We start from the raw sequence: 20,516 nt of genomic DNA, 5'->3' as shown, positions 1-20,516 counted from the left end.
GTTGACCTTCGGTCACCCTTGCCACGCGTGGTTCGGATAGAGCATCGTCGCCTGTGTTAACTCTCCCTTAAGGGAGTGCACAGCACTGTCCACAGTAGCCAGAGGTGGAGATGACCGAATCGCGGGGGCATGTGGTCATCGTCGTGGTGAACCTGCCGGTCGAACGAGACCGACGGGTGATCCGTGAGTGCCTGGCGCTGGAAGAAGCCGGCTACCAGGTCACGGTGATCTGCCCGCGAGGCCCCGCCGGCCTGACCACGCTGCCGGGCAGCCGGTCGACCGCCATCCGGTCGTTCCGCCAGCCGCTCGCCGGGGCCGGGGTGCTGTCGTTCGCCTTCGAGTTCGCCTGGGCCCTGCTCGCGGTCACCGCCCGGCTACTCGGCCTGATGGTGCGCACCCGAGTCGACGCCGTGCAGGCGTGCAACCCGCCGGACGTCTTCTGGGTCCTGGCGCTGCTGATGCGCGCGCTGGGCCGCCCGTTCGTCTTCGACCACCACGACCTGAGCCCCGAGCTCTACGAGTGCAAGACGGACACCCCGAACCCGCGGGTGCTGGCCGTCCTGCGGTGGTTCGAGCGGATGTCCTGGCGCCGGGCGACCGCCGTGGTCTCGACCAACGAGTCCTACCGCGACCTGGCGATCAGCCGCGGCGGCGTCGACCCCGACAAGGTTGTCGTGGTCCGCAACGGCCCGGCCATCGCCGAGGTGGCCTACACCGAACGACCCCGCCCGGCCGGCCGCCAGACCATCGTCTACCTCGGCGTCATCAACCCGCAGGACCACGTCGAGGCCGCCGTGCTCGCCGCCGAACAGCTCATCGGCCTGCGCGGCGCGGCCGACTGGAAGCTGGTGGTCGCCGGCGACGGCGAGTGCCTGCCCGGCCTGCGCGAGCTGGCCACCGCCCGCAAGCTCGACGACGTGGTCGAGTTCCGCGGCTGGCTCGAGGCCGACGAGGTCGACGCCCTGCTCAACTCCGCGACGCTCGCGATCCAGCCGGACCCGCCGACCAAGATGGCCGACCTGTCGACGATGGCCAAGACAGTCGAATACGTCGCCCGCGGTCTCCCGGTGGTCGCCGTCGACCTGTTGGAGACCCGGCGCACCGCCGAGGGCGCGGCGCTCTACGTGCCGTCCGGCGCGCCGGACGAGCTCGCCAAGGCGCTCGATCTGTTGCTGAGCGACAGCGCGGCGCGCACGACGATGAGCCGGATCGCCCGAGCCCGGTTCGTCGACCAGCTTGCCTGGGATCACCAGGCCAAGTCGTACATCCGACTGTGGGATCGGTTGCTGCGTCAGACGCGAAAAGGTTACAAATCAGATTCACCGGTGGGGAGAGGCAACCTACCGGTGATCCCGCGTGATACCAACCAGTCGGTCTCCTGACGACCTGACGCCCCTTTCCGCCGCATTCGATCAAAGGGCCTTTCCATGGACCTCCTTGACCTCCTCAAGCTCGTCATCCGGCGGTGGTACGTCGCGGTTCCGGTCGTCATCGTGACGCTGGCCGCGGCCGTCGCGCTAGGCAGCGCGATCCAGCCCGAATACAACACGACGGCGACCGTGATCCTGGTTCCCCCGACCACGTCGGCGGCGACCCCGGCCAACGGTGCGACGCCGGCTCCGGGCAACCCGTGGCTGCGCATCGGTGAGACCCAGATGGCGCAGGCGGTGCAGATCGCCGTGTCGTCCGGTGAGTCCCGGCAGAAGGTTGTCGCCGCGGGGGGCGACAACGACTACGAGATCACCCTGGTCACCCGCAGTTCGATCATGACCGTCGAGATCTCCAGCGAGAGCAGCGCCAAGGCGCTCGCCACGGTCGAGGCCGTCACCAAGCTGATCAGCGAAGAGGTCGTCGGGCAGCAGGCGAAATACAAGCCCAAGGCCGGCGAGGAGATCAGCACTCAGGTGCTCGACCCCGGCCTGAACGTGACGCCGTCCCGGTCCAACGTGCTCCGCGCGCAGATCGTCGTGCTCGCCGTCGGCCTGCTGCTGATGGCCGCCTCCGTGGTCGCCTACGACGCGATCGCCCGGCGCAAGCTCACCAAGCAGGTCAACGCCCGTGTCGGCCTGCGGGCCAACGCGACCGCCGGTTCCGCCTCGGTCGAGCAGCGCCGCCCGCAGCCGCCGCTGGCCAAGCCCGTCGGGCCGCTCAACAAACCGGTCCCGGTCGCCGATCCCATCGACGAGGAGCCTGTCGACGCCACCCAGGTGATCCGGATCAACAGCACGCCGGTCACCGCCAACGGCCACTCCACCACGCCCCAGCAGGTCTCGGCCGACTTCGTGCGGACGCCCGACACCGACGACACCATCCTGCTCACCGCTGTGCGGACGCCCAGGCCTGACAACGACGACCAGTAATAGTGCAGACCTATCTATCCGCGCGGAGAACGGCGACCGTCTACGACGGCGTGACACCCAGCGTCATCGAGTTCCGGGACGCGACCGCCTGGGTGAGCTTCACCATTTTCGCGATGTACTTCCTGCCCGCCCGGCTGATCTTCCCGCCGCTGACCACGCTGGGCCGGCCCGGCGTGGTCGCCGGGTTGCTGCTGTTCGTGTGGTGGGCGCTCACCCGCTTCCACCCGTCCCTGGTCACCCGCGGCCAACAGCCGATGCGCTGGGCGCTGGCGTTCTACTTCGTCACCATGGCCACTTCGTACATCGCCGGCCAGGCCCGTGGGTTGGACCCGCTGGAGGCCAACCAGGCCGACCGCACGGTGCTGATGGCATTCGCGGCCGGCGGTCTGCTGCTGGCCGCGTGCGACGGTGTGCTGACCCGCGAGCGGATCGACACCGTGCTGCGCTGGCTCTGCTACGGCTCCGCGGTGATGGCGCTGTTCGCGTTGACCCAGTTCGCCTTCCGCCAGGACTTCACCGGCTACCTCAAGCTGCCGCCGGTGCTCCAGTTCCAGCGCGACCTGGTCGGCTTCGACGACCGGGGCGGCGGCGGCCTGGTCCGGGTGGCCGGCACCGCGGGCCACTACATCGAGTTCAGCGTGCTGATGGTGGTCGCGCTGGTGGTGGCCATCCACTATGCCCGGTTCGCGGCGACCCGTCGGGAACGACAGATCTTCGCCGGAATCGCGATGGTCGTCGCCGCGGTCATCCCGATCTCGCTGTCCCGCACCGGCGTGCTGGCCCTGGCCGCGGCGATCCTGCTGCTGATCCTGGTCTGGCCCCTGCGCACCACGCTCAACGTGCTGGTGGCCGGCGCCTTCCTCACCGCGATCATCCAGGTCGGCAAGCCAGGCCTGCTGGGCGCGCTGCGGTCGCTGCTCTTCGCGGGCAGCAGCGACCCGAGCGTGCAGGGCCGGCTGGAGGACTACGACTACGTCGCGCCGTTCATCAAGGAGCGGCCCTGGTTCGGTCGCGGGGTCGGCACCTGGCTGCCCGAGCTCTACCAGCTCCTCGACAACCAGTGGCTGGTCACCGTGGTCACCACCGGCATCGTCGGCACGGTCGGGCTGGGCGTGCTGTTCCTGACCGGCGTCTTCGTGTCCGCCCGGGTCCGCCGGTTCGCCAAGAGCGAGAGTGACCGCGACCTGGCCGCGGTGCTGGCCGTCGCGATCGGCGTGATGGCCGTGACCGCGTTCACCTTCGACGCGCTCTACTTCTCCACCTACCTGTTCACGATGCATCTGCTGCTCGGCCTGGCCGGCGCGATGTGGCGCCTGACCCGGGCACACCGGCTCAACTAGAGGAGACGCGCAGATGTCCGGCGGCATCGACATCCTGATGATCACGTACGACCGGCCGGAGTATGTCCGCCTGTCGCTTCCGCACCTGCTCGACAGTCGCACCGACGACGCGCGGGTCTGGCTCTGGCACAACGGCAGCGACGAGGCGACCCTGGCCGCCGTCGAGGAGTTCCGGCACGACCCCCGAGTGCACCGGTTCCACCACAGCCCGACCAATGCCGGCCTGCGCGAGCCGACCAACTGGCTCTGGGCGGAGTCGACCGGCGACTACCTGAGCAAGGTCGACGACGACTGCCTGCCCGACAAGTCCTGGCTCGACGTGCTCCGCCGGGCGCACGAGGACGTCCCCGAGTTCGGGGTGATCGGCACCTGGCGCTTCCCGGAGTCCGACGTCCGCCAGGAGCTGGTCGACCGCAAGCTGGCTTCGTATGCGGGCGGACATCGGTTGATGCGCAACCACTGGGTGCAGGGCAGCGGATACCTGCTCAAGCGGGCGATGGTCGAGCGCACCGGCCCGCTGGCCGAGGGCGACTCGTTCACGAGCTGGTGCCTGCGGGCCGCCCGGCTCGGCTTCGTCAACGGTTGGGTCTACCCGTTCCTGCCCGAGGACCACCTCGACGACCCGCGCAGCCCGCGCACGATCTACCACACCGACGAGGACTTCATGGCGCGCCGGCCGCTGTCCGCGCAGAAGACCGGCGTGCGCACGGTCGCCGAGTGGACCGAGCAGATGAAGCGGTCCGCGTACGTCGTCCAGGCCGCCTCGCTCGACCTGCGCGAGTACTCCGGCTGGCGGCAGCGCGGCCGGTCCCTCTCCAAGCGGGTCCGCCGCGCGATCACCGGGCGCGCGCCGTGGTGAGCATCGTGGTGGCCGCACACAACGAGGCCACGGTCATCGGGCGTACGCTGCGCCACCTGCTCGACGGCGCCGAGCCTGGCGAGTTCGACGTGGTCGTGGCGGCCAACGGCTGCACCGACGACACCGCCGACGTGGCCCGGTCCGTGCCCGGCGTGCGGGTGGTCGAGGTCGAGCGCGCCTCGAAGCCGGCCGCCCTCAACGCCGGCGACGCGGCCGCGACCAGCTTCCCCCGCATCTACCTCGACGCCGACATCCCGCTCTCGGCCGCCGGGGCGCGGGCGTTGGCCGCGCGCGTCTCCGGTGCCGACGGGGTGATCGCGGCTGCGCCCCGCCGGGTGCTGGACACGAAGGGCCGGCCGCTGCTGGTCCGGGCCTACTTCGCCGTCAACGGGCGGCTGCCGGCATTCCGGGACGCGCTGTTCGGCCGCGGCGCGATCGTGCTGTCCAAGGACGCCCGGGCGCGGTTCGACGAGTTCCCCGACCTGTTCGCCGACGACCTCTTCCTCGACGCGCTGTTCGCGGACGGCGAGAAGCGCGAGGTCGCGGAGGTCCCGTCGGTGGTGGCCACCCCGACCCGCACCGAGGACCTGCTGCGCCGGCTCGGCCGGGTGCGCGGGGCGAACACCGCGCTGCGCGCTGCCGGAGCCGCCGTCGCCGTCCGTCCGGCGCGCAAGGCGTCCTGGCTCGTCGACGTGGTGCTCCCGCGACCCTGGCTGTGGCCGGCCGGCGCCTGCTACGCCGCGCTGACGCTGTTGGCCGAGCGGCGGGCCAGGCGCACCCCGGAAGGCGCCGCCTGGGCCCGCGACGAGTCGACCCGTTAGCGTTGCGGTGTGCCCGACTCGCAAGCCCTAGCCCTGGTCGAATCGTGGCCGGTGGACACCGTCGCCGTCGCCGTCGTCAACTCCGGCGGCGTCCTGGCCCGCACCGGTCCCGAGGTCGAGCTGCCCTGGGCGTCGGTGACCAAGCCGCTGACCGCGCTGACCGTGCTGGCCGCGATCGACGACGGGCTCGTCTCGCTCGATGACCCGGCCGGACCGCCCGGGTCGACCGTGCGCCACCTGCTGGCACACGCCTCCGGCCTCAACTTCGGCGACGACCAGGTGATGGGCCAGCCGGGCCAGCGCCGGATCTACTCGAACCGCGGCTTCGAGGTGCTCGCCGAGTTCGTGGCGGAGCGGGCCGAGGGCAGCTTCGCCGACCTGATGATCGACCTGGTGCTGGACCAGCTCGACATGGCCGACACGGTGCTGGAAGGCTCGCCGGCGGCGAAGGTGACCGGTCCGGTCGGCGACCTCGCGACGCTGGCCCGGGAGCTGCTGGCCCCGACGATCGCACCGGCGCTGACCCGCGAGGCGGCCAAGGTGGCGTTCCCGGGCCTGTCCGGGGTGCTGCCGGGCTACGGCCGGCAGGACCCCAACGACTGGGGGCTCGGCTTCGAGATCCGGTCGCACAAGACCCCGCATTGGACGGGTGCGAACAACTCGCCCGCCACCTTCGGGCACTTCGGCCAGACCGGCACGTTCCTCTGGGTCGACCCGGTGGCCGGGCTCGCCTGCGCCTGCCTCACGGACCGCAACTTCGGCGAGTGGGCGCACCCGCTCTGGCCGGCCCTCTCCGACGCGGTGCTGGCCGAGTTCGGTCAGCCGTAACGCGGGGCGTTGCGCGACCGAATCACTCCGGGCGCCCGCCGGTCGCGGGCTCGCCAACAGCCGCTGTGCCAGTGCCGGCGGTCGGTCAGGTCGCCACGCTCGTCGGCCGGCCACACCACGACGTGCGCGGTGCCGGGTTGGATCTCCTGGTCACAGCCGGGGCAGCGATAGACCTTCGCGCTGGCCCCGCCGGGTATCAGCCGCACCATCCAGTCGCCGTGCCGGTCGCCCTCGATCGAACCGCCGCGCCGCAGCGACTCGTCGTCCATCGGACGCCCGTCATCGGGCTTCGGGCGGTTGCGACGCGGGCTCACACCTCAAGGTTAAGCATTAGTGCGTGTGGTCGCGGAATCCGCGGCCGGCCTTGCGTCCCACGTAGCCCGCGGTCACCAGGTGTTCCAGCAGCGGGGCGGGAGCGAAGCCCGGCTCGCGCAGCTCCAGGTAGAGCTCGCGCTGGATGGCCAGCGCCACGTCGAGGCCGACGGTGTCGAGCAGCTCGAACGGGCCCATCGGGTAGCCGCAGCCGAGCTTCATCGCGTAGTCGATGTCGTCGGCCGACGCGTACGACGCCTCGAGCATCCGGACCGCGTCGTTCAGGTAGGGGAAGAGCAGCGCGTTGACGATGAAACCGGACCGGTCGGCGCAGTGCACGCCGGTCTTGCCCAGCGCCGTCACCAGCGCGTCCGCCGCCGCGGTGGTCTCCGGCGCGGTGCGGATGGTGCGCACGATCTCGACCAGCGCCATCACCGGCGCCGGGTTGAAGAAGTGCAGGCCGACGACGTCGGCCGGGCGCTGGGTGGCCATCGCGATCTCGATCACCGGCAGCGACGAGGTGGTGGTGGCGAGCACCACACCCGGCTTGCAGATCTCGTCGAGGGCGGCGAACACGGCCTTCTTGACCGGGAGCTCCTCGACCACCGACTCGATCACCAGGTCGACGTCGTCGAGGTCCTCGAGCCGGTGCGACCAGGTGATCCGGGCCAGCGCCGCGGCCTGGTCGTCCTCGGTCAGCTTGCCCTTGACCACCGCCTTGGCGAGCGAGCCGCGCACCGCTTCGGCCAGCGCCGTGGTCTTCGGCTCGCCCCGGGTCACCGCGACCACGTCGAAGCCGGCCCGGGCGACCACCTCGACGATGCCGCGGGCCATCACGCCGGAGCCCACCACGCCGATCGTGCCGATCTGCACCGAGGCGGGCGCCGCGGCCGCGGACGGAGCGGTCAGCTCGTCGGCCACGACCTTGGGCGAGCCCGGACCCTCGTACGTGTAGAAGCCCCGCCCGGTCTTGCGGCCGAGCAGGCCCGCCGTGACCATCTGCTTGATCAGCGGGACCGGAGCGTGCCGGCGGTCGCGTCCGCCCCGGCGGTACATCGTGTCCAGGATCTCGTACGCGGTGTCGATGCCGATCAGGTCCATCAGCGCCAGCGGACCCATCGGCAGCCCGCAGCCGAGCCGCATCGCCGCGTCGATGTCCTCGCGGGTCGCGTAGCGCGCCTCCAGCATCGACACGGCCTGGTTGAGGTAGCCGAAGAGCAGCGCGTTGGCGATGAAGCCGGCCCGGTCGTTGATCGTCACGTCGGTCTTGCCGAGCCGGACGCAGAGCGCCTCGACGTCGGCCACCACCTCGGGCGCGGTGACCACGGTGCGGACGATCTCGACCAGCTTCATCACGGGCGCCGGGTTGAAGAAGTGCACGCCGATGACCTGGTTGGGGCGGCTCGTGGCGACGGAGATCTCGGTGACCGACAGCGACGAGGTGTTGGTGGCCAGGATCGCGTCCGCCTTGCAGACCCGGTCGAGCTCGGCGAAGATCCGCTGCTTGAGCGGGAGCTGCTCGGGCACCGCCTCGATGACCAGGTCGACGTCGTGCAGCGCGTCGAAGCCGACCGCGAAGCCGACCCGGGCGAAGATCTCGTCGCGCGCGGCCGGCGTCAGCTTGCCCTTGGCCACCGCCCGGTCGATCGAGCCGACCAGTGTCGCCTGGCCCCGCTCGACCGCCTCCTCGGTGACCTCGACCGCGACGACGTCGATCCCGCTGCGCGCGAAGACCTCGACGATGCCCGCGCCCATCGTGCCGAGTCCGACAACTCCGACGGTGTTGATCTCCCGCGACACGCAGCGCTCCCCTAACGATCCATAAGGTCAGGGTCAGTCTGCCATGCCCGTCAGTCGGTGTTTCGCACCTCGGCCGCGACCTCGGCGGCGCCCTTGGGCCCGAGCACGATCGTGTAGTGGTTGGTGCCGGGCACCTCCCGCTCGGCGATGCCGGGAAACGCGCGGGTCGCCTCCTCGGCCGCGATCATCGGGTCCGGCTGGTCGAGCATGCCCCGCTCGGCGCGCAGGAAGACGGCCGGCACCGGCAGGGCGGCGGGCGGCACCGGTTGCCACGCGAACAGGTCCCGCGCGTCCCGCAGCGCCGCTTCCAGGTGGCACGCCGGCCGCAGCGCGCCGTCGACCTCGACCAGGTCGTACTCGGCGTACTCGGCCATCGTCCGCGACCAATCGGCGAACGACGGGTGGGCCTGCCAGGTCGCGACGTAGGCGGCGCGGTCCGGGAAGGTCATGGTCAGCCGCTGGTACGCCCGCCCGACCGTCTCCACGATCGCGGCGGTGACCTGGTCCGGGCTCGGATCCGCCGGCACACCCGGGGGCGGCGGCATCGCCGGGCCCCCGTCGACGAGCACGAGGCGGTCGACCAGCATCGGGTACGACCGGGCCAGCTCGACCGCCGCCCAGGCGCCCATCGAGTGGCCCACCACGACCGCCGTTCCGCCGTACGCCTGGATCACCTCGGCCAGGTCCGCCGCGTGCCGCGCCATGCCGTAGGGCGCCGGCAGGTCCCGGCTGTGGCCTCGGCCGCGCAGGTCGGGAGCGACGAACCGGTGGTCGGCACCGAGGTCCTCGCCGACCAGCGCCCAGGCGCGGTGGTGCGAGGTGATCCCGTGCGCCGCCACGACCAGCGGGCCGTCGTCGCCCCAGACCCCGACCGCGAGGTCGCCGCCGTCGACGTTTATCGAATCCGCGCGGTAGGCGGTCACGGCAGCAGCTCCAGCAGTTCGGCGACGAACTCGGCCGGGCGCTCGAGGTGTGGCGAGTGGCCGCAGCCGGCGTAGACCACCTCGCGGTAGCTGCCGCCGTTCTCGGTGTACCGGTCGAGCACCGCCCGGGTCTGGCCGACCATCGGCTGCGGCGGGCTCACCTCGGCGCCGGGCCAACCCGGGACCACGCCCAGCGAGCCGAGGTACGACAGGTCGAACAGCGAGGTGTCCGAGACGATCGCGTCCTGGTCACCGCGTACCCAGGTGATGTGCGGTTTGCTCGCGACGGCCACGAGCTCGTCGGCGATCCGGAAGTGGTTCGGCGCCATGGTGTTGAGCACGCCCCGGTCACCGGGCGCGACGCCGGGCCAGTTGGGGCTGGCGTTCGACGTGCCCGGGTAGTTGTCGTCGCCGATCACCGTCGAGAGCACGGTGTCGAGCAGCAGCTCCTCGTCGGCACCGAGCGACGCCGGGTCGGCGACGTAGGCGGTCCGCATGACGTTGCGCGGGCTGGTCGGGGCGTCGCCCTCGCGGTCCTTGGCGGCCAGCCGGGCGACGAAGTCGGGGTTGGCCGTGCCCGCACCGGTCCCGGCGAAGTCATCCGTGGTCGGCGTGCCGACGAGATCCTTGGTGCCGCCGAAGCCGTACGGCGACAGCGGCGCCTCCAGCAACATGGCGGCGACCCGGTCCGGGTGGTCGACCAGCAGCCGCATCGCCACGCCGCAGCCCATCGAGTGCGCGACCACCAGGGGCTTGGCGTCGGGCGCGAACAGCTCGGGGATCAGGGCCGCGACGTCGTCCGCGAAGTCGCCCAGGCCGCGGGTGGCGTCGACCGGCGCCGCCTCGGTCGCGCCGTAGCCGCGCAAGTCGGGCGCGACGATCCGCAGGTTGGGCGGCAGGTGGCGGAGCAGCGGCCGCCAGAAGTCGGCGGACGAGCAGTTGCCGTGGATCAGCAGCACCGGCGGGCCGTCAGCCGGTCCGGCGACGAGGACGTTCTGGTCGATTCCGCGCGCGTGCACGCGCACCTGCTGGTGCTCCATGGCGCACATGATGCCGCCACACCCGGCTTTCCGCTGTGTGGTGCGCCCACACAAGAAGGAAGGGCCCCTTGTTAACGCTTTCCGCATAGGAAGGGTCCCTTGCTAACACCTACCCGCGAGTAACTCTCGCGACTAGTATTCGCCGCATGACCGCTACCCGGGCCGCCGGCGTGCCTGTCGTCGAGGACGGCGCACTCGTCTCGACCAATCCCGCGACCGGTGAAGAGGTCGGCCGGTTCCCGGTCTCCGACGCCGACGACGTCGCCCGCGCCGTCGAGCGCGCCCGCGAGGCCGCCGCCTGGTGGGTCGGGCTCGGCCACGCCGGCCGGCGCGCCCGGCTGCTGCGCTGGCGCGCCCTGCTCGCCCAGCGCGTCGAAGAGGTCGCCGGCCTGGTCAGCCGCGAGGGCGGCAAGCCGGTCGCCGAGGCGATCGTGGAGACCGCGGCGGCGATCGACCACATCGACTGGGCCGCCCGCAACGCGAAGCGCGTGCTCGGCCCACGCCGGGTGCGCGGCCGACTCACGCTCGCCGAGTTCTCCGCGCACCTCGAATACCTGCCGATGGGCGTGGTCGGGGTGATCGGGCCGTGGAACTATCCGGTGGTCACGCCGCTCGGCACGGCCGCCTACGCGCTCGCCGCCGGCAACACGGTCGTCTTCAAGCCCAGCGAATACACGCCGGCCGTCGGCCAGTGGCTGGTCGACACGTTCGCCGAGGTGGTGCCCGAGCAGCCGGTGCTGCAGATCGTGCACGGCCCGGGCGAGGTCGGCGCCGCGCTGTGCCACAGTGGCGTCGACAAGGTGGCGTTCACCGGCTCCACCGCCACCGGCAAGAAGGTGATGGCCGCCTGCGCCGAGACGCTGACGCCGGTGCTGATCGAGGCCGGCGGCAAGGACGCGCTGATCGTCGACGACGACGCCGACGTCGCGGCCGCCGCGGAGGCGTGCGTCTGGGGCGCGCTCACCAACGCCGGTCAGACCTGTCTGGCGATCGAGCGGGTGTACGCGGTCGCGCCGGTCTACGACACCTTCGTCGCCGAGGTGGTGCGCCGGGCCAGCGCGCTCAAGGTCGGCTACGGCGACGGCTTCGACATCGGGCCGATCACCATGCCCAAGCAGATCGACATCATCCGGCGGCACATCGACGACGCGCTGGCCCGCGGCGGCCGGGCGGTCCTCGGCGGGCGGGAGGCGGTCGAGCCACCGTTCGTCAAGCCCACGATCCTGGTCGACGTGCCCGAGGACTCGGCGGCCATCCGCGAGGAGACGTTCGGTCCGACGCTGACCATCAGCAAGGTCGCCGACGTCGACGAGGCGGTCCGGCTGGCCAACGCCTCCTCGTACGGGCTGGGCGGCGCGGTCTTCGGCAAGCGGCGCGCGGTGGCCACGGCTCGCCGGTTGCGCACGGGCATGGCCTCGGTCAACTCGGTGATCACCTTCATCGGCATGTCGTCGCTGCCGTTCGGCGGCGTCGGCAACTCCGGCTTCGGCCGCACCCACGGCGACGACGGTCTGCGCGAGTTCTCCCGCTCCAAGGCGATCACGACCCGGCGCGGCCCGTCGGCCCTCAAGGCGATGACCTTCGAGCGCACACCGGCCCACGTCGCCCGGATCGTCAAAGCGGTCAAGCTGATGTACGGCCGCTCCGGTCGGTAGCCGCCACGCCTTCCTTGGCCAGTCGGTCGACGAGCTCGGCGACCTGTGGCGAGTCGGCGACGACACCGGTGGTCACGGCTGTCCGCAGGTCGTCCCGGGCGACCGCCAGTGTCGCCGGTGCCCGGGCCGCCGAGATCGCCGGCAGCACGCCGATGCCCTGCTCGTAGGCGTCGGCCGCGCGCATATCCTCGCGAGCGGCCAGCCAGTTGAGGCCGATGTCGAACAGCAGCGCGGACCGCTCGTCACTGGTCGGCAGCGCCATCAGGTAGGAGTCGGCCGCCTCCGGATACCGGCCGAGCCGGTGCAGACACCAACCGATGCCATGCCGGGTCCACGAATCCTCTTCGCCGAACGGCTCGTAGAGCTCGATCGCCGCGCGGTAGTCGGTCTCGGCCTCGGCCCGCCGCCCCAGCGCCCAGAGCATGTCGCCGGTGCCCTGCGGACCCATCGGATTGTCCGGCTCCTGCTCGCGCATCGCCTGGAACGCGGCCAGCGCCTCCTGCGGTCGACCGCCGTCGACGTAGCGCAGCGCACGGCCCAACGCCCAGTGCGCCCAAGGGTCGACCGGCTCGACCGCCACCGCCGCGCGGGCCGCCTCGAGGGACGCCGGCCAGTCGGCCAGCCCGCCGAACACCTCCGCGCGCAACCGGAGCAGCCCGGACGTGCGCTCGACAGCGAGGGCACGGTCGATGGCGCGCAGCGCCTCGGCGACGTCGTCCCCGCGCGCCACGATCGTGGCCAGGTCGGTCAGCGTGGTCGCGTCCGGCCGGACGTTGGCCGCCCGTTCGAGCGTCTCCACCGCGCGGGCCTGCTCGCCGAGCGCCGACTGCGCCCAACCCAACGAGCGGAGCAGGCCGACGTGGTCGGGTCGCCCGACGAGGCCGCGCTCCGCCGTCGCCGCGGCCTCGGCGTAGCGGCGGGCGTCCTGCAGTGCGTCGGCGTACACCTCCTGCACGTCGGGGTCGTCGGGATAGCCCGCCGCCGCCGCGCCGATCTCCGCGACCAGGTCGTCGCTGTCGACGGTGTCGCGCAACGCCTCGCGCAGCCACCACACCGCGAAGCTGGGCTCGGCGCCCCGGCCGATGGCGCGGCGCAGGTCTTCGAGCGCGCCGTCGGCGTCACCAAGCGCCTGCCGCGCCGCGCCCCGGCTGGCCAGCGACCAGCCGTCGTCGGGCTCGACCTCGATCGCCGCCGTCAGCGCGGTCAGGGCCTCGGCCAACCGGCCGACGACCCGGTACGCCTCCCCCAGCGCGGCCTGCGCATCCACGAGGTCGGGTTGTGCGCGGGCCGCGACCTCCAGGTCCTCGATGGCCCGCTCCGTCGCGCCGGTGGCCCGGAAGAGCTGCCCACGCAGCAGCCGCACCAGTGGCGAGTCGGGCAGGCCGGCGTGTGCCTGCTCGGCACAGGCCAGTGCTTCCTCGTACGCACCGGAGTCGTACAGCAGCAGGCCCAGCTCGTAGGCGATCTGCGGGTCGTCGGGGTTGGCGGCGCGGGCCGCCCGCATCGCTTCCACCGCGTCGGCCGGGTCGCTGTCGCGGCGCAACCAGTGCGCGTAGCCGATGAGCCGCAGAGCGGCCGGGTCGCCGGGCTCGATCGCCAGGGCCGCGTCCGCGTGCGCCATGGCGCGGTCGATGTCGGCGTCGGTCCGGCCGGCCTGCGCGCGCACGTAGTAGGCCTCCGCCGCGCTGAACCGGATCCATCCGGTGCCCGGTTCGAGGGTGGCCGCCCGCTCCAGGTCGGCGACCGCGTCGTCGTGCCGGCCCTGCAGAAGCCAGATCTGGCCGCGACTGCCCAGCGCGTACGCGTCGTCCGGGTCGAGTGCCAATGCCCGGTCGTACGCCTCCGTGGCCGCCGCGTCGTCGCCGAGCCGGCGCCGGGCCGAACCCAGCAGGGCGTACGCGCGGGCGTGTTCGGGTTCGAGCTCGATGACCCGGTCCAGCAGGGCGATCGCCGAGTCCGGTGCGGTGCCGATCGTCCAGTCGGCGGTCTGCACCATCAACGGCACGAACTCGGCGGTGTCCGCGTTGATCGCGACCGCCCGGTCCATCGTCGCGTTCAGCTCGTCGAGCGCACCGATCGCGGCGCACGCCTTCGCCTTCTCCAGCAGCAGGTGGAGGTCTTTCGAGGCCCGGTCGACCGCCTTGCCGTAGGCGGACACGGCCACGTCGGCCCGGCCGGCGGCGAAGCTGAGCGCACCGGCCGTCGCCCAGGCCTCGGCGACCGTCGCCCGGTCACCGGTGCCGAGCTCGGCCCGTTCCAGTGCGATCAGCCAGTCGGTCGGGAAGGCGCGGGCCGCGGCGGCCATCGTGCGCCGGGCGGCCGTGCGGTCCCGGCCGACGAGCACCCGGCCCAGGCACCGCCAGACGTCCGGGCCGGCCAGCTCCAGCATCAGGGCGCGGCGCAGCGGCGGCTCGGCCTCGGCCAACCGACCGCTGAGTGCGAGTGCGATGCCGTACGCGGCCACGTATCGCCGCCCGTCGGGCCGCTCGGCGGCGGCGAACCGCTCGGCGGCCGCGGCGAACAACCCGTCGTCCGCCTTCGTGACCCGGGCCTCGCACAGGCCGCGCAGGGTCAGCCCCACGCCCTGGGTCGCGGGGTCGGTCTGGCTGGCGGCCTCGTCGGCGCGCTGCCGCGCCGTCGCGAAGTCGCCCGCGTGGTACGCGGCCCAGGCCCGTGTGAGCAGCTCGTTCGTCACCGGGCTCACCGCTTTCCGTACGGCGCCTGGCCAGGCCGGCCCGACTGGCGCTCCCGGGCAGGTCCCGTCTTGCGTGGCCACGGCAGCGCGCGGGCGGCCTCGGCGATCTGGTGCACCGCGTCGGCGTCGTGTGGATCGCTGAGCATCAGCCGCGCCGCCCAGGCGGCGTTGAGCCGCCCGCGCGCGGTCGCTTCGCCGCCGGTGCCCTGGCCGATTGCCGCGTGTGGCCCAGCCGCCTCCTTCGCCCACTGCATCGAGTCGAAACCGGGAAACACGCCGATGTTGCGCAGGGTCCCGAGCGCTTCCGCGACGAACGCGTCGAGCTCGGCCCGCCGGCCCGGCTCCGGGTCGGCACCCCGTTGCGTGACCGCGCCGCGCCAGCAGTCGGCGACCTCCTGGATCACCGCGGCGGCCATGCCGTCGCCGCTCGTCGCGCGCAGCACTTCGAGGATGACGTAGGCCCGGTCCATATCGGACGCGCTGCGCGGGCGCATCCGGAGCAACAGCACGGCGCAGGCGTACGCCGGTCCGAGCGCGTAGGCGGCGTAGGCGTCGGCCGCCAGCCCGCGCCGCTCCGGCGTGGGGCTCTCGCCGAGCAGCCCACGGGCGAGTTGGGACGTGTGGCCCCAGGCCAGGCCGGCCTCGTGGCCGAAGAGCGGCACGTCCCAGATCGTCCACTCGGGGAACCAGAGCATCACGAGGTCGCCGACTGACTGGGCACCGACCAGCTCGGCCGGGCGCGCCGGCACCGAGCGCAACGGCGCGGCCAACTCTTCGAGCAGTCGGTCGGTCAGCTCGCTGACCCGGTCGTCCAGGCCGGTGTCGCGCAGCGTCAGCCCGCCGAGCAGGTCGACGTAGTCGGCGAACAACCGCCGCGCCGTCGTGTCGATGAGCTCGTCGACCGCGGCCCAGGCGGCGGCCCGATCCATCGTGCCGGCGCGAGACTCCGCCTCCACCCGGTCGACCTCGGTGCTGATCGCGTCGCACCGGACGCTCAGCGTGTCGATGTTCATCAGCCGGATCATCGAGCCGTTGAGCTGGTCGAGCATCACGCCGGCCTGGTCGACCTTGCGGTCCAGGTCGATCAGCAGCGCGTCGAGGTCGCCGAGCACCTCCAGCTCCGGTGCGTCCGCGCCGCGCCGGTAGTCCAGGATCAACCCCCGGGCGTCGAGCAGGCCGTCCCGGATCTCCTTGCGGATCCCGCGGATGCCGTCGAGCCGGCTGTGCCGGCTCTCCGCCAGGTCCGCGACGCGCTTCACCTTGCCGACGTCGTCGCGCAACTCGGCCAGGCGCACCGCCAGCAGGTCAAGCATCGGCGGGGTCCAGGGCACGCAGGGCGGTGGCGCTGACGTTTCGCAACTTCGCCGGCTTCGCCTCGGGGTGGGCCAGCCGCCAGCGCCACGCCGCGGCCACCACGTCGACCGGGTTGCCCTTGGCGGGCGTGCCGGCGTCGAGCGCCGCGACCAGCGCGTCGAGGCCGCCCAGCGGGTCGGAGCGCAGCCGCGCCGGCGCGTTGCGATCGAGCAGGTCGACCAGGCCGCGGGCGTCGCGCTCGGCGCGGGGCGGCGGCTCGTTGGCGAGGCCGTTCATGGTCGACCAGCGCCGGGCGACCAGGTCGGCACCCCGGCGGTGCCCGGCCGCGGTCAGCGGGTCGGTGGCGAGCTCGGCGGTCGCCCGCAGGGCCGCGACCATCGTCCACACCCGCCGGTCCCAGGAGGGGTGGGTGGAGGTCGCGTCGTCGAACCGGTCGGGGCGGGCGCGCAGCGTCATGACCGCGCAAGGATAGGCGGGCCCCAGCGCCCAGGTGGCGAACACATCGGCGAACAGCTCGCCGAGCAGCCGGTCGTCCTCGCGGTCGAGGTGGAACAGCACCGGCCGGGCGTTGCGGTCGCCGGGCTCCGGCAGCGCGTCGGCGACCAGGTGACCCAGCTCGTGCACGAGGATCGGCAGGCCCCAGACGTCGACGTCCGGGAAGCGCATCCGGACCAGCCCGGCCATCCGCTCGAAGCGCTCGCCGTCGGCGACCGAGAGCAGCACGCCGCGGCCGATCCCGGTGGCCTCGACCAGCGCGTCGAGCAGGGTCTCGGCCGCCACGGTGACGGCTCGGTAGAACGGGTGGCCGCGCAGCAGGATGCCTTCCAGCACGGCCAGCGCGGCCGCCTTCACCGGCGCGATCCGGCGGGCCCGGAGCAGGTCCAGACCGGCCCAGTCGCCGTCGGTCAGGTCCTCGAGGTCGCGGACCCGGTCCCGGAGCAGCAGCGCGAAGTCGTCGCGTACCGCCGCGGTCGTCGTGCCCAACCGCTCCTCCCGCCGCAGTGCCTCATCGACCTGCGCCAGCTCGGTGATCTCCTGCTGGACCTGGATGGCGAACCACTGGCCGCTCATGCGGTGCGCGCGGCGTCCTGGAGGATCAGCCGGGCGCCGCGGACCCGACCGACGCTGACCGTGGTGTCGATGTAGTCGATCGCCAGCACCACCGCGACCGCACCGATCAGCAGCTCGGCGCCGAGCAGGGCGAGCGGCAGCCAGGGCACGGCCAGCCCGAAATGACCCTGCACCACGAAGATCCCGCCGACGGCGGCCTGGGCCAGCGCCAGCTTGCCGATCACGCTGTCGAACCGGTCGGCGAGCGCGGCCAGTGCCTCGGTGCCGCCGTCGAGCCGGCCCAGGTCCAGCCCCGTGGCCGTGAGCAGGGTGTCGGCTTCTTCCCGGGCGCGTTCGGCCCCGATGACCCCGCCGAGCAACGCGGCGCCGGCACCGGCCTCGCCGGCCCGGTCGGCCAGCGCGACGAGCCGGTCCCGCGCGGTCTCCAGCCAGGTCGCGTCGACCAACCGGCGCAGCGCGTCGAGGGCGGCGGAGAGGGCACGCAGCCCGAGCCGGACGAGCCGGCCGCCGATGTTGTCGAGGAAGAGCTGCTTGCTGACCTTGTCCCAGGCTTCCTTCCACTGGGCGGGTGCCTTGCCGGCGATGCTCTTCAGCGGGCCGGCGACCACGTCGGCGGTGCCGGTGGCGATCGCGTCCAGGGTGCCGCCGAGCCGCTCGCGGAGGGTTTCCACGGCTTCCGGGAGGTCGTGCGAGACCAGCCGGCTCTGTGCGAAGGCTTGGTGCCGGGCCGGCTCGTCGAGGGTGAGGGTGGTGCTTCGCAGGTCGGCGAGGGCCGTGTCGAGGGTCGGTGTGGTCTGCTCGGTCTCGCCGGTTGCCGCGCCGGCGGCCAGGGCGACCTCGCCGAGCCGGAGCTGACCCGCGACGACGGCGAGCAGGGTCTCCGGGTCGGTCGTCGTGCGCTCGGCCTCGTGCGCGGGTGCCTCGAAGAAGCCGGTCTCGACTCTTTTGAGGTCCGCCAGTCCACTCTCGATCGAGCGGGCCAGTCGGTCCGCCGCGTCGTCGTGCCCTTCGCCCGCGGCCAGCGCGTCCTGAAGATCACGACCAGCCCGGTGTACGGCGGTGGCCGACCGCACGAACCGTCCGATCTCGACATCACTCACCGGTACAGCCTGTCATCAGCGGTGCACCGGACGGAAGTCAGAACAACGTCAGCTCGTCGCGCTCGATCCCGCGCAGCTTGTCGTAGTCGACGACCACGCAGCGGATGCCCCGGTCCTCGGCGAGCACCCGGGCCTGCGGTTTGATCTCCTGCGCGGCGAAGATGCCGGTCACGGGGGCCAGCAGCGGGTCCCGGTTCATCAGTTCGAGATAGCGGGTGAGCTGCTCGACGCCGTCGATCTCACCCCGGCGCTTGACCTCGACCGCGACCGATCCACCTTGCTGGTTCTTGCACAGCAGGTCGACGGGGCCGATCGCGGTCATGTACTCGCGCCGGACCAGCGTGTAGCCCTCGCCGAAGGTGGTCGGGTTGGCGGCCAGCAACTCCTGGAGGTGCGCCTCGACGCCGTCCTTGACCAGGCCAGGATCGACACCCAGCTCGTACGACGTGTCCTGGAAGATCTCCTCCAGGGTGATCCGCAGCTCCTCGCCGGCCTTGTTGACCACCCGCCAGACGCCGGGTTCCTCCTGGATGCGGCACGGCGGGCTCATCCAGTTGAGCGGCTTGTAGGCGCGGTCGTCGGCGTGGACCGACACCGAGCCGTCGGCCTTGACCATCAGCAGCCGGGTGGCCGTGGGCAGGTGAGCCGAGAGCCGGCCGACATAGTCGACGGAGCACCGGGCGATGACTAGACGCACCGCTCCACCCTAGGGGGTGGCTCCCGGGTCCTGATGCGGGTGGCTTGGTGGTGCCATGCTGAGGTCGTGCTGGAAGCCCTCACCGGCGCGGGCCTAGCGACCTCGGCCGGCCTCAACGCGTACATCCCGTTGCTCGCGATCGGGGTGTTGTCCCGCTACACCGACGTGATCTCACTGCCCGCCGGCTGGGGTTGGCTCGGCAACGGCTGGGTGATCCTGATCCTCGGCGCGCTGCTCGCCATCGAGGTGGTCGCCGACAAGGTGCCAGTGCTCGACTCGGCCAACGACGTGGTGCAGACGGTGGTCCGACCGACCGCCGGCGGTCTCGCGTTCGGCGCGGGCACCAGCAGCGCGACGGTGGCCGACCCGGGCGGCTTCTTCGGGTCCAACCAGTGGGTGCCGGTGGCCGTCGGGGTGGTGCTCGCCCTGGTCGTCCACGGGATCAAGGCGACCGCCCGGCCGGTGATCAACGTCGGCACCGCCGGAGTCGGCGCGCCGGTGGCGAGCACGGTCGAAGACGTGATCAGCGTGGTGATGTCGGTGGTCGCGCTGGTCCTGCCGATCCTGATCCTGCTGTTCCTGGTCGGGCTGGTCGTGCTGTTCATCTGGGCGGTCCGCCGACGCGGCGCCCGCCGACAACGCGCGGCTTGAGTCGGCGCGGCGCGCTCACCTCTCGCATTCCCCCGATAACGTAGCGTCATCGGTTCGATGCTGCGTGGAGGGGGAACCGTGGCGAGCGTTGCCGAGGTCAAGGCCGCCATCGACGTCGCGATGGCACATGTCCAAGAAGGACAGGAGGCCGTCCGCGCCGCGAACGACAAGCTCGACGCGGCCCAGGCCAGCCTGGCGGCGGCGGTCGACGGCAGCGCGCACGAGTCGGTCGCGGCGGCACGTTCGGCCCTCGCCCAGGCCTCCACCGAGCTCGACGACTGCATGACCGCGACGCTGGGCGCGATGGAGCAGGCCCAGACCTACGCCGCGGCGCTGTGAGCCTGCTTTCGGCCCTTGCCAGCCGGATGGTGACGCTGCGTTCGGACCTGCCTGTGGTGGAGGTCGACGTGGCGTCGGAACGGCTGCGGTCGGCCACCACGTTGCTGGCGGCGACGCTGTCGGCCAGCTCGGCGCCGTCGCCCGCGTTGCTGCTGGCTTCCGCGACCTCCCATCTCGACGCGGCGGCGGGTGCGTTGGGCCGCGCCGGCGACGAGCTGTCCCGGTATCTCGCGTCCGTCGGCGTGGTGCCCATCGCCTCGTCATCGGTCGTGACCGCCGGGTCGTGTCCGTGGGCCGACCGGGTCGACGTGCTGACCGGGCTCGTGGGTGTGGCGCGGCCGGCTGTCGACGACCGGCTGTCGGTGTCCGCCGTCTTGGTGTCCGCGGTTCGCGCCGCGTCCCGGGTCGATCGGGTGGCCCTGCGGCGGTCGCTGGTCGTGGCGCCGTCCTCGGTCGGGTTCGCGCTCGGCGCGCGTACCGCCGGGTATCTGGGGGTGGTCGCACCTGCGCCGCTTCGCGAGGGTGGCCTCGCGCTGCTGCCCCGCCTGCTGCCTGGGTTGCCCGCACCCGACGGCGCCGCCCTGGTGTCCCAGGCGCTGCGGTTGCCGGGTGATCCGGTCTCGGCGCATCCCGCGGACGTGGCGGCGGTCGGGGTGGTGCTGGTATCGGCGGTGCTCTCGATGACCGGCGCCTCGATCGAGGACCTTTGAC

At 72.5% G+C, this 20,516-nt stretch carries 19 protein-coding genes; 10 read left to right on the top strand and 9 right to left on the bottom strand.

Features of this window, described 5'->3' with window-relative positions:
* Window positions 1-110: 110 nt before the first annotated feature.
* From BLV39_RS18140 to BLV39_RS18115, 6 genes are read left to right on the top strand one after another with little or no spacing between them, the layout of a single operon-like run.
* Complete coding sequence (locus BLV39_RS18140; RefSeq protein ID WP_090793624.1) at window positions 111-1,382, top strand: glycosyltransferase family 4 protein; 1,272 nt, start codon at window positions 111-113, stop codon at window positions 1,380-1,382.
* Window positions 1,383-1,427: 45 nt separating this feature from the next.
* Window positions 1,428-2,360, top strand: coding sequence for a Wzz/FepE/Etk N-terminal domain-containing protein (locus BLV39_RS18135; protein ID WP_090793622.1), 933 nt, complete (start codon window positions 1,428-1,430; stop codon window positions 2,358-2,360).
* 50 nt (window positions 2,361-2,410) lie between these two features.
* Complete coding sequence (locus tag BLV39_RS18130; protein ID WP_143049803.1) at window positions 2,411-3,700, top strand: O-antigen ligase family protein; 1,290 nt, start codon at window positions 2,411-2,413, stop codon at window positions 3,698-3,700.
* Between the two features lie 13 nt (window positions 3,701-3,713).
* Entirely contained in the window at window positions 3,714-4,559 is an 846-nt protein-coding gene (locus tag BLV39_RS18125) for a glycosyltransferase family 2 protein (protein WP_090793617.1), read from the top strand.
* Between the two features lie 5 nt (window positions 4,560-4,564).
* Window positions 4,565-5,380, top strand: a complete 816-nt coding sequence (locus BLV39_RS18120; RefSeq protein WP_244895842.1) for a glycosyltransferase — start codon at window positions 4,565-4,567, stop codon at window positions 5,378-5,380.
* 9 nt (window positions 5,381-5,389) lie between these two features.
* Window positions 5,390-6,208, top strand: coding sequence for a serine hydrolase domain-containing protein (locus tag BLV39_RS18115; protein ID WP_204082751.1), 819 nt, complete (start codon window positions 5,390-5,392; stop codon window positions 6,206-6,208).
* Here the strand turns inward: BLV39_RS18115 and BLV39_RS18110 are convergent.
* From BLV39_RS18110 to BLV39_RS18095, 4 genes are all read right to left on the bottom strand, one after another.
* Entirely contained in the window at window positions 6,199-6,477 is a 279-nt protein-coding gene (locus BLV39_RS18110) for a hypothetical protein (RefSeq protein ID WP_090793613.1), read from the bottom strand. The two genes, BLV39_RS18115 and BLV39_RS18110, sit on opposite strands and share 10 nt — an antisense overlap.
* A 61-nt stretch (window positions 6,478-6,538) precedes the next feature.
* Window positions 6,539-8,320, bottom strand: a complete 1,782-nt coding sequence (locus tag BLV39_RS18105) for a 3-hydroxyacyl-CoA dehydrogenase family protein (RefSeq protein ID WP_090793611.1) — start codon at window positions 8,318-8,320, stop codon at window positions 6,539-6,541.
* Between the two features lie 50 nt (window positions 8,321-8,370).
* On the bottom strand, window positions 8,371-9,243 hold the full coding sequence (locus tag BLV39_RS18100) for an alpha/beta hydrolase (protein WP_176984965.1): 873 nt from the start codon (window positions 9,241-9,243) through the stop codon (window positions 8,371-8,373).
* Window positions 9,240-10,292, bottom strand: coding sequence for an alpha/beta fold hydrolase (locus BLV39_RS18095; RefSeq protein WP_373315262.1), 1,053 nt, complete (start codon window positions 10,290-10,292; stop codon window positions 9,240-9,242). Before BLV39_RS18095 ends, BLV39_RS18100 begins: the two co-directional genes overlap by 4 nt.
* Before the next feature lie 137 nt (window positions 10,293-10,429).
* On the opposite strand from BLV39_RS18095, the gene BLV39_RS18090 reads away from it, so the two are divergent.
* Window positions 10,430-11,938, top strand: coding sequence for an aldehyde dehydrogenase family protein (locus BLV39_RS18090; protein ID WP_090793605.1), 1,509 nt, complete (start codon window positions 10,430-10,432; stop codon window positions 11,936-11,938).
* Here BLV39_RS18090 and BLV39_RS18085 read toward each other — a convergent pair.
* From BLV39_RS18085 to nucS, 5 genes are read right to left on the bottom strand one after another with little or no spacing between them, the layout of a single operon-like run.
* Window positions 11,907-14,633 (bottom strand): tetratricopeptide repeat protein, encoded by a 2,727-nt coding sequence (locus BLV39_RS18085; protein ID WP_143049801.1) that lies wholly within the window; start codon window positions 14,631-14,633, stop codon window positions 11,907-11,909. The two genes, BLV39_RS18090 and BLV39_RS18085, sit on opposite strands and share 32 nt — an antisense overlap.
* A 5-nt stretch (window positions 14,634-14,638) precedes the next feature.
* Window positions 14,639-15,946, bottom strand: coding sequence for a hypothetical protein (locus BLV39_RS18080; protein WP_143049800.1), 1,308 nt, complete (start codon window positions 15,944-15,946; stop codon window positions 14,639-14,641).
* Window positions 15,939-17,018: a hypothetical protein gene (locus tag BLV39_RS18075; protein ID WP_090793595.1), complete on the bottom strand. Its 1,080-nt coding sequence runs from the start codon at window positions 17,016-17,018 to the stop codon at window positions 15,939-15,941. Before BLV39_RS18075 ends, BLV39_RS18080 begins: the two co-directional genes overlap by 8 nt.
* Window positions 17,015-18,118, bottom strand: a complete 1,104-nt coding sequence (locus BLV39_RS18070) for a hypothetical protein (protein ID WP_090793592.1) — start codon at window positions 18,116-18,118, stop codon at window positions 17,015-17,017. The genes BLV39_RS18075 and BLV39_RS18070 overlap by 4 nt, the downstream gene beginning before the upstream one ends.
* Before the next feature lie 37 nt (window positions 18,119-18,155).
* A complete protein-coding gene (gene nucS / locus BLV39_RS18065) occupies window positions 18,156-18,815 on the bottom strand; it encodes an endonuclease NucS (protein WP_090793589.1) in 660 nt (219 codons plus the stop codon).
* Window positions 18,816-18,881: 66 nt separating this feature from the next.
* Between nucS and BLV39_RS18060 the strand changes: the two genes are divergently transcribed.
* The 3 genes from BLV39_RS18060 to BLV39_RS18050 all read left to right on the top strand — a co-directional run bounded on the left by BLV39_RS18060 (window position 18,882) and on the right by BLV39_RS18050 (window position 20,515).
* On the top strand, window positions 18,882-19,466 hold the full coding sequence (locus BLV39_RS18060; RefSeq protein WP_090793587.1) for a DUF4126 domain-containing protein: 585 nt from the start codon (window positions 18,882-18,884) through the stop codon (window positions 19,464-19,466).
* 78 nt (window positions 19,467-19,544) lie between these two features.
* The gene (locus tag BLV39_RS18055; protein ID WP_090793584.1) at window positions 19,545-19,805 is read left to right on the top strand and encodes a hypothetical protein; all 261 of its coding nucleotides are present in this window, start codon (window positions 19,545-19,547) and stop codon (window positions 19,803-19,805) included.
* On the top strand, window positions 19,802-20,515 hold the full coding sequence (locus BLV39_RS18050) for a hypothetical protein (protein WP_090793581.1): 714 nt from the start codon (window positions 19,802-19,804) through the stop codon (window positions 20,513-20,515). Before BLV39_RS18055 ends, BLV39_RS18050 begins: the two co-directional genes overlap by 4 nt.
* Window position 20,516: the final 1 nt, after the last annotated feature.

It is taken from the genome of Asanoa ishikariensis, assembly GCF_900107455.1.
Taxonomy (GTDB): domain Bacteria; phylum Actinomycetota; class Actinomycetes; order Mycobacteriales; family Micromonosporaceae; genus Asanoa; species Asanoa ishikariensis.
This window is presented reverse-complemented; position numbering and strand designations above follow the sequence as displayed.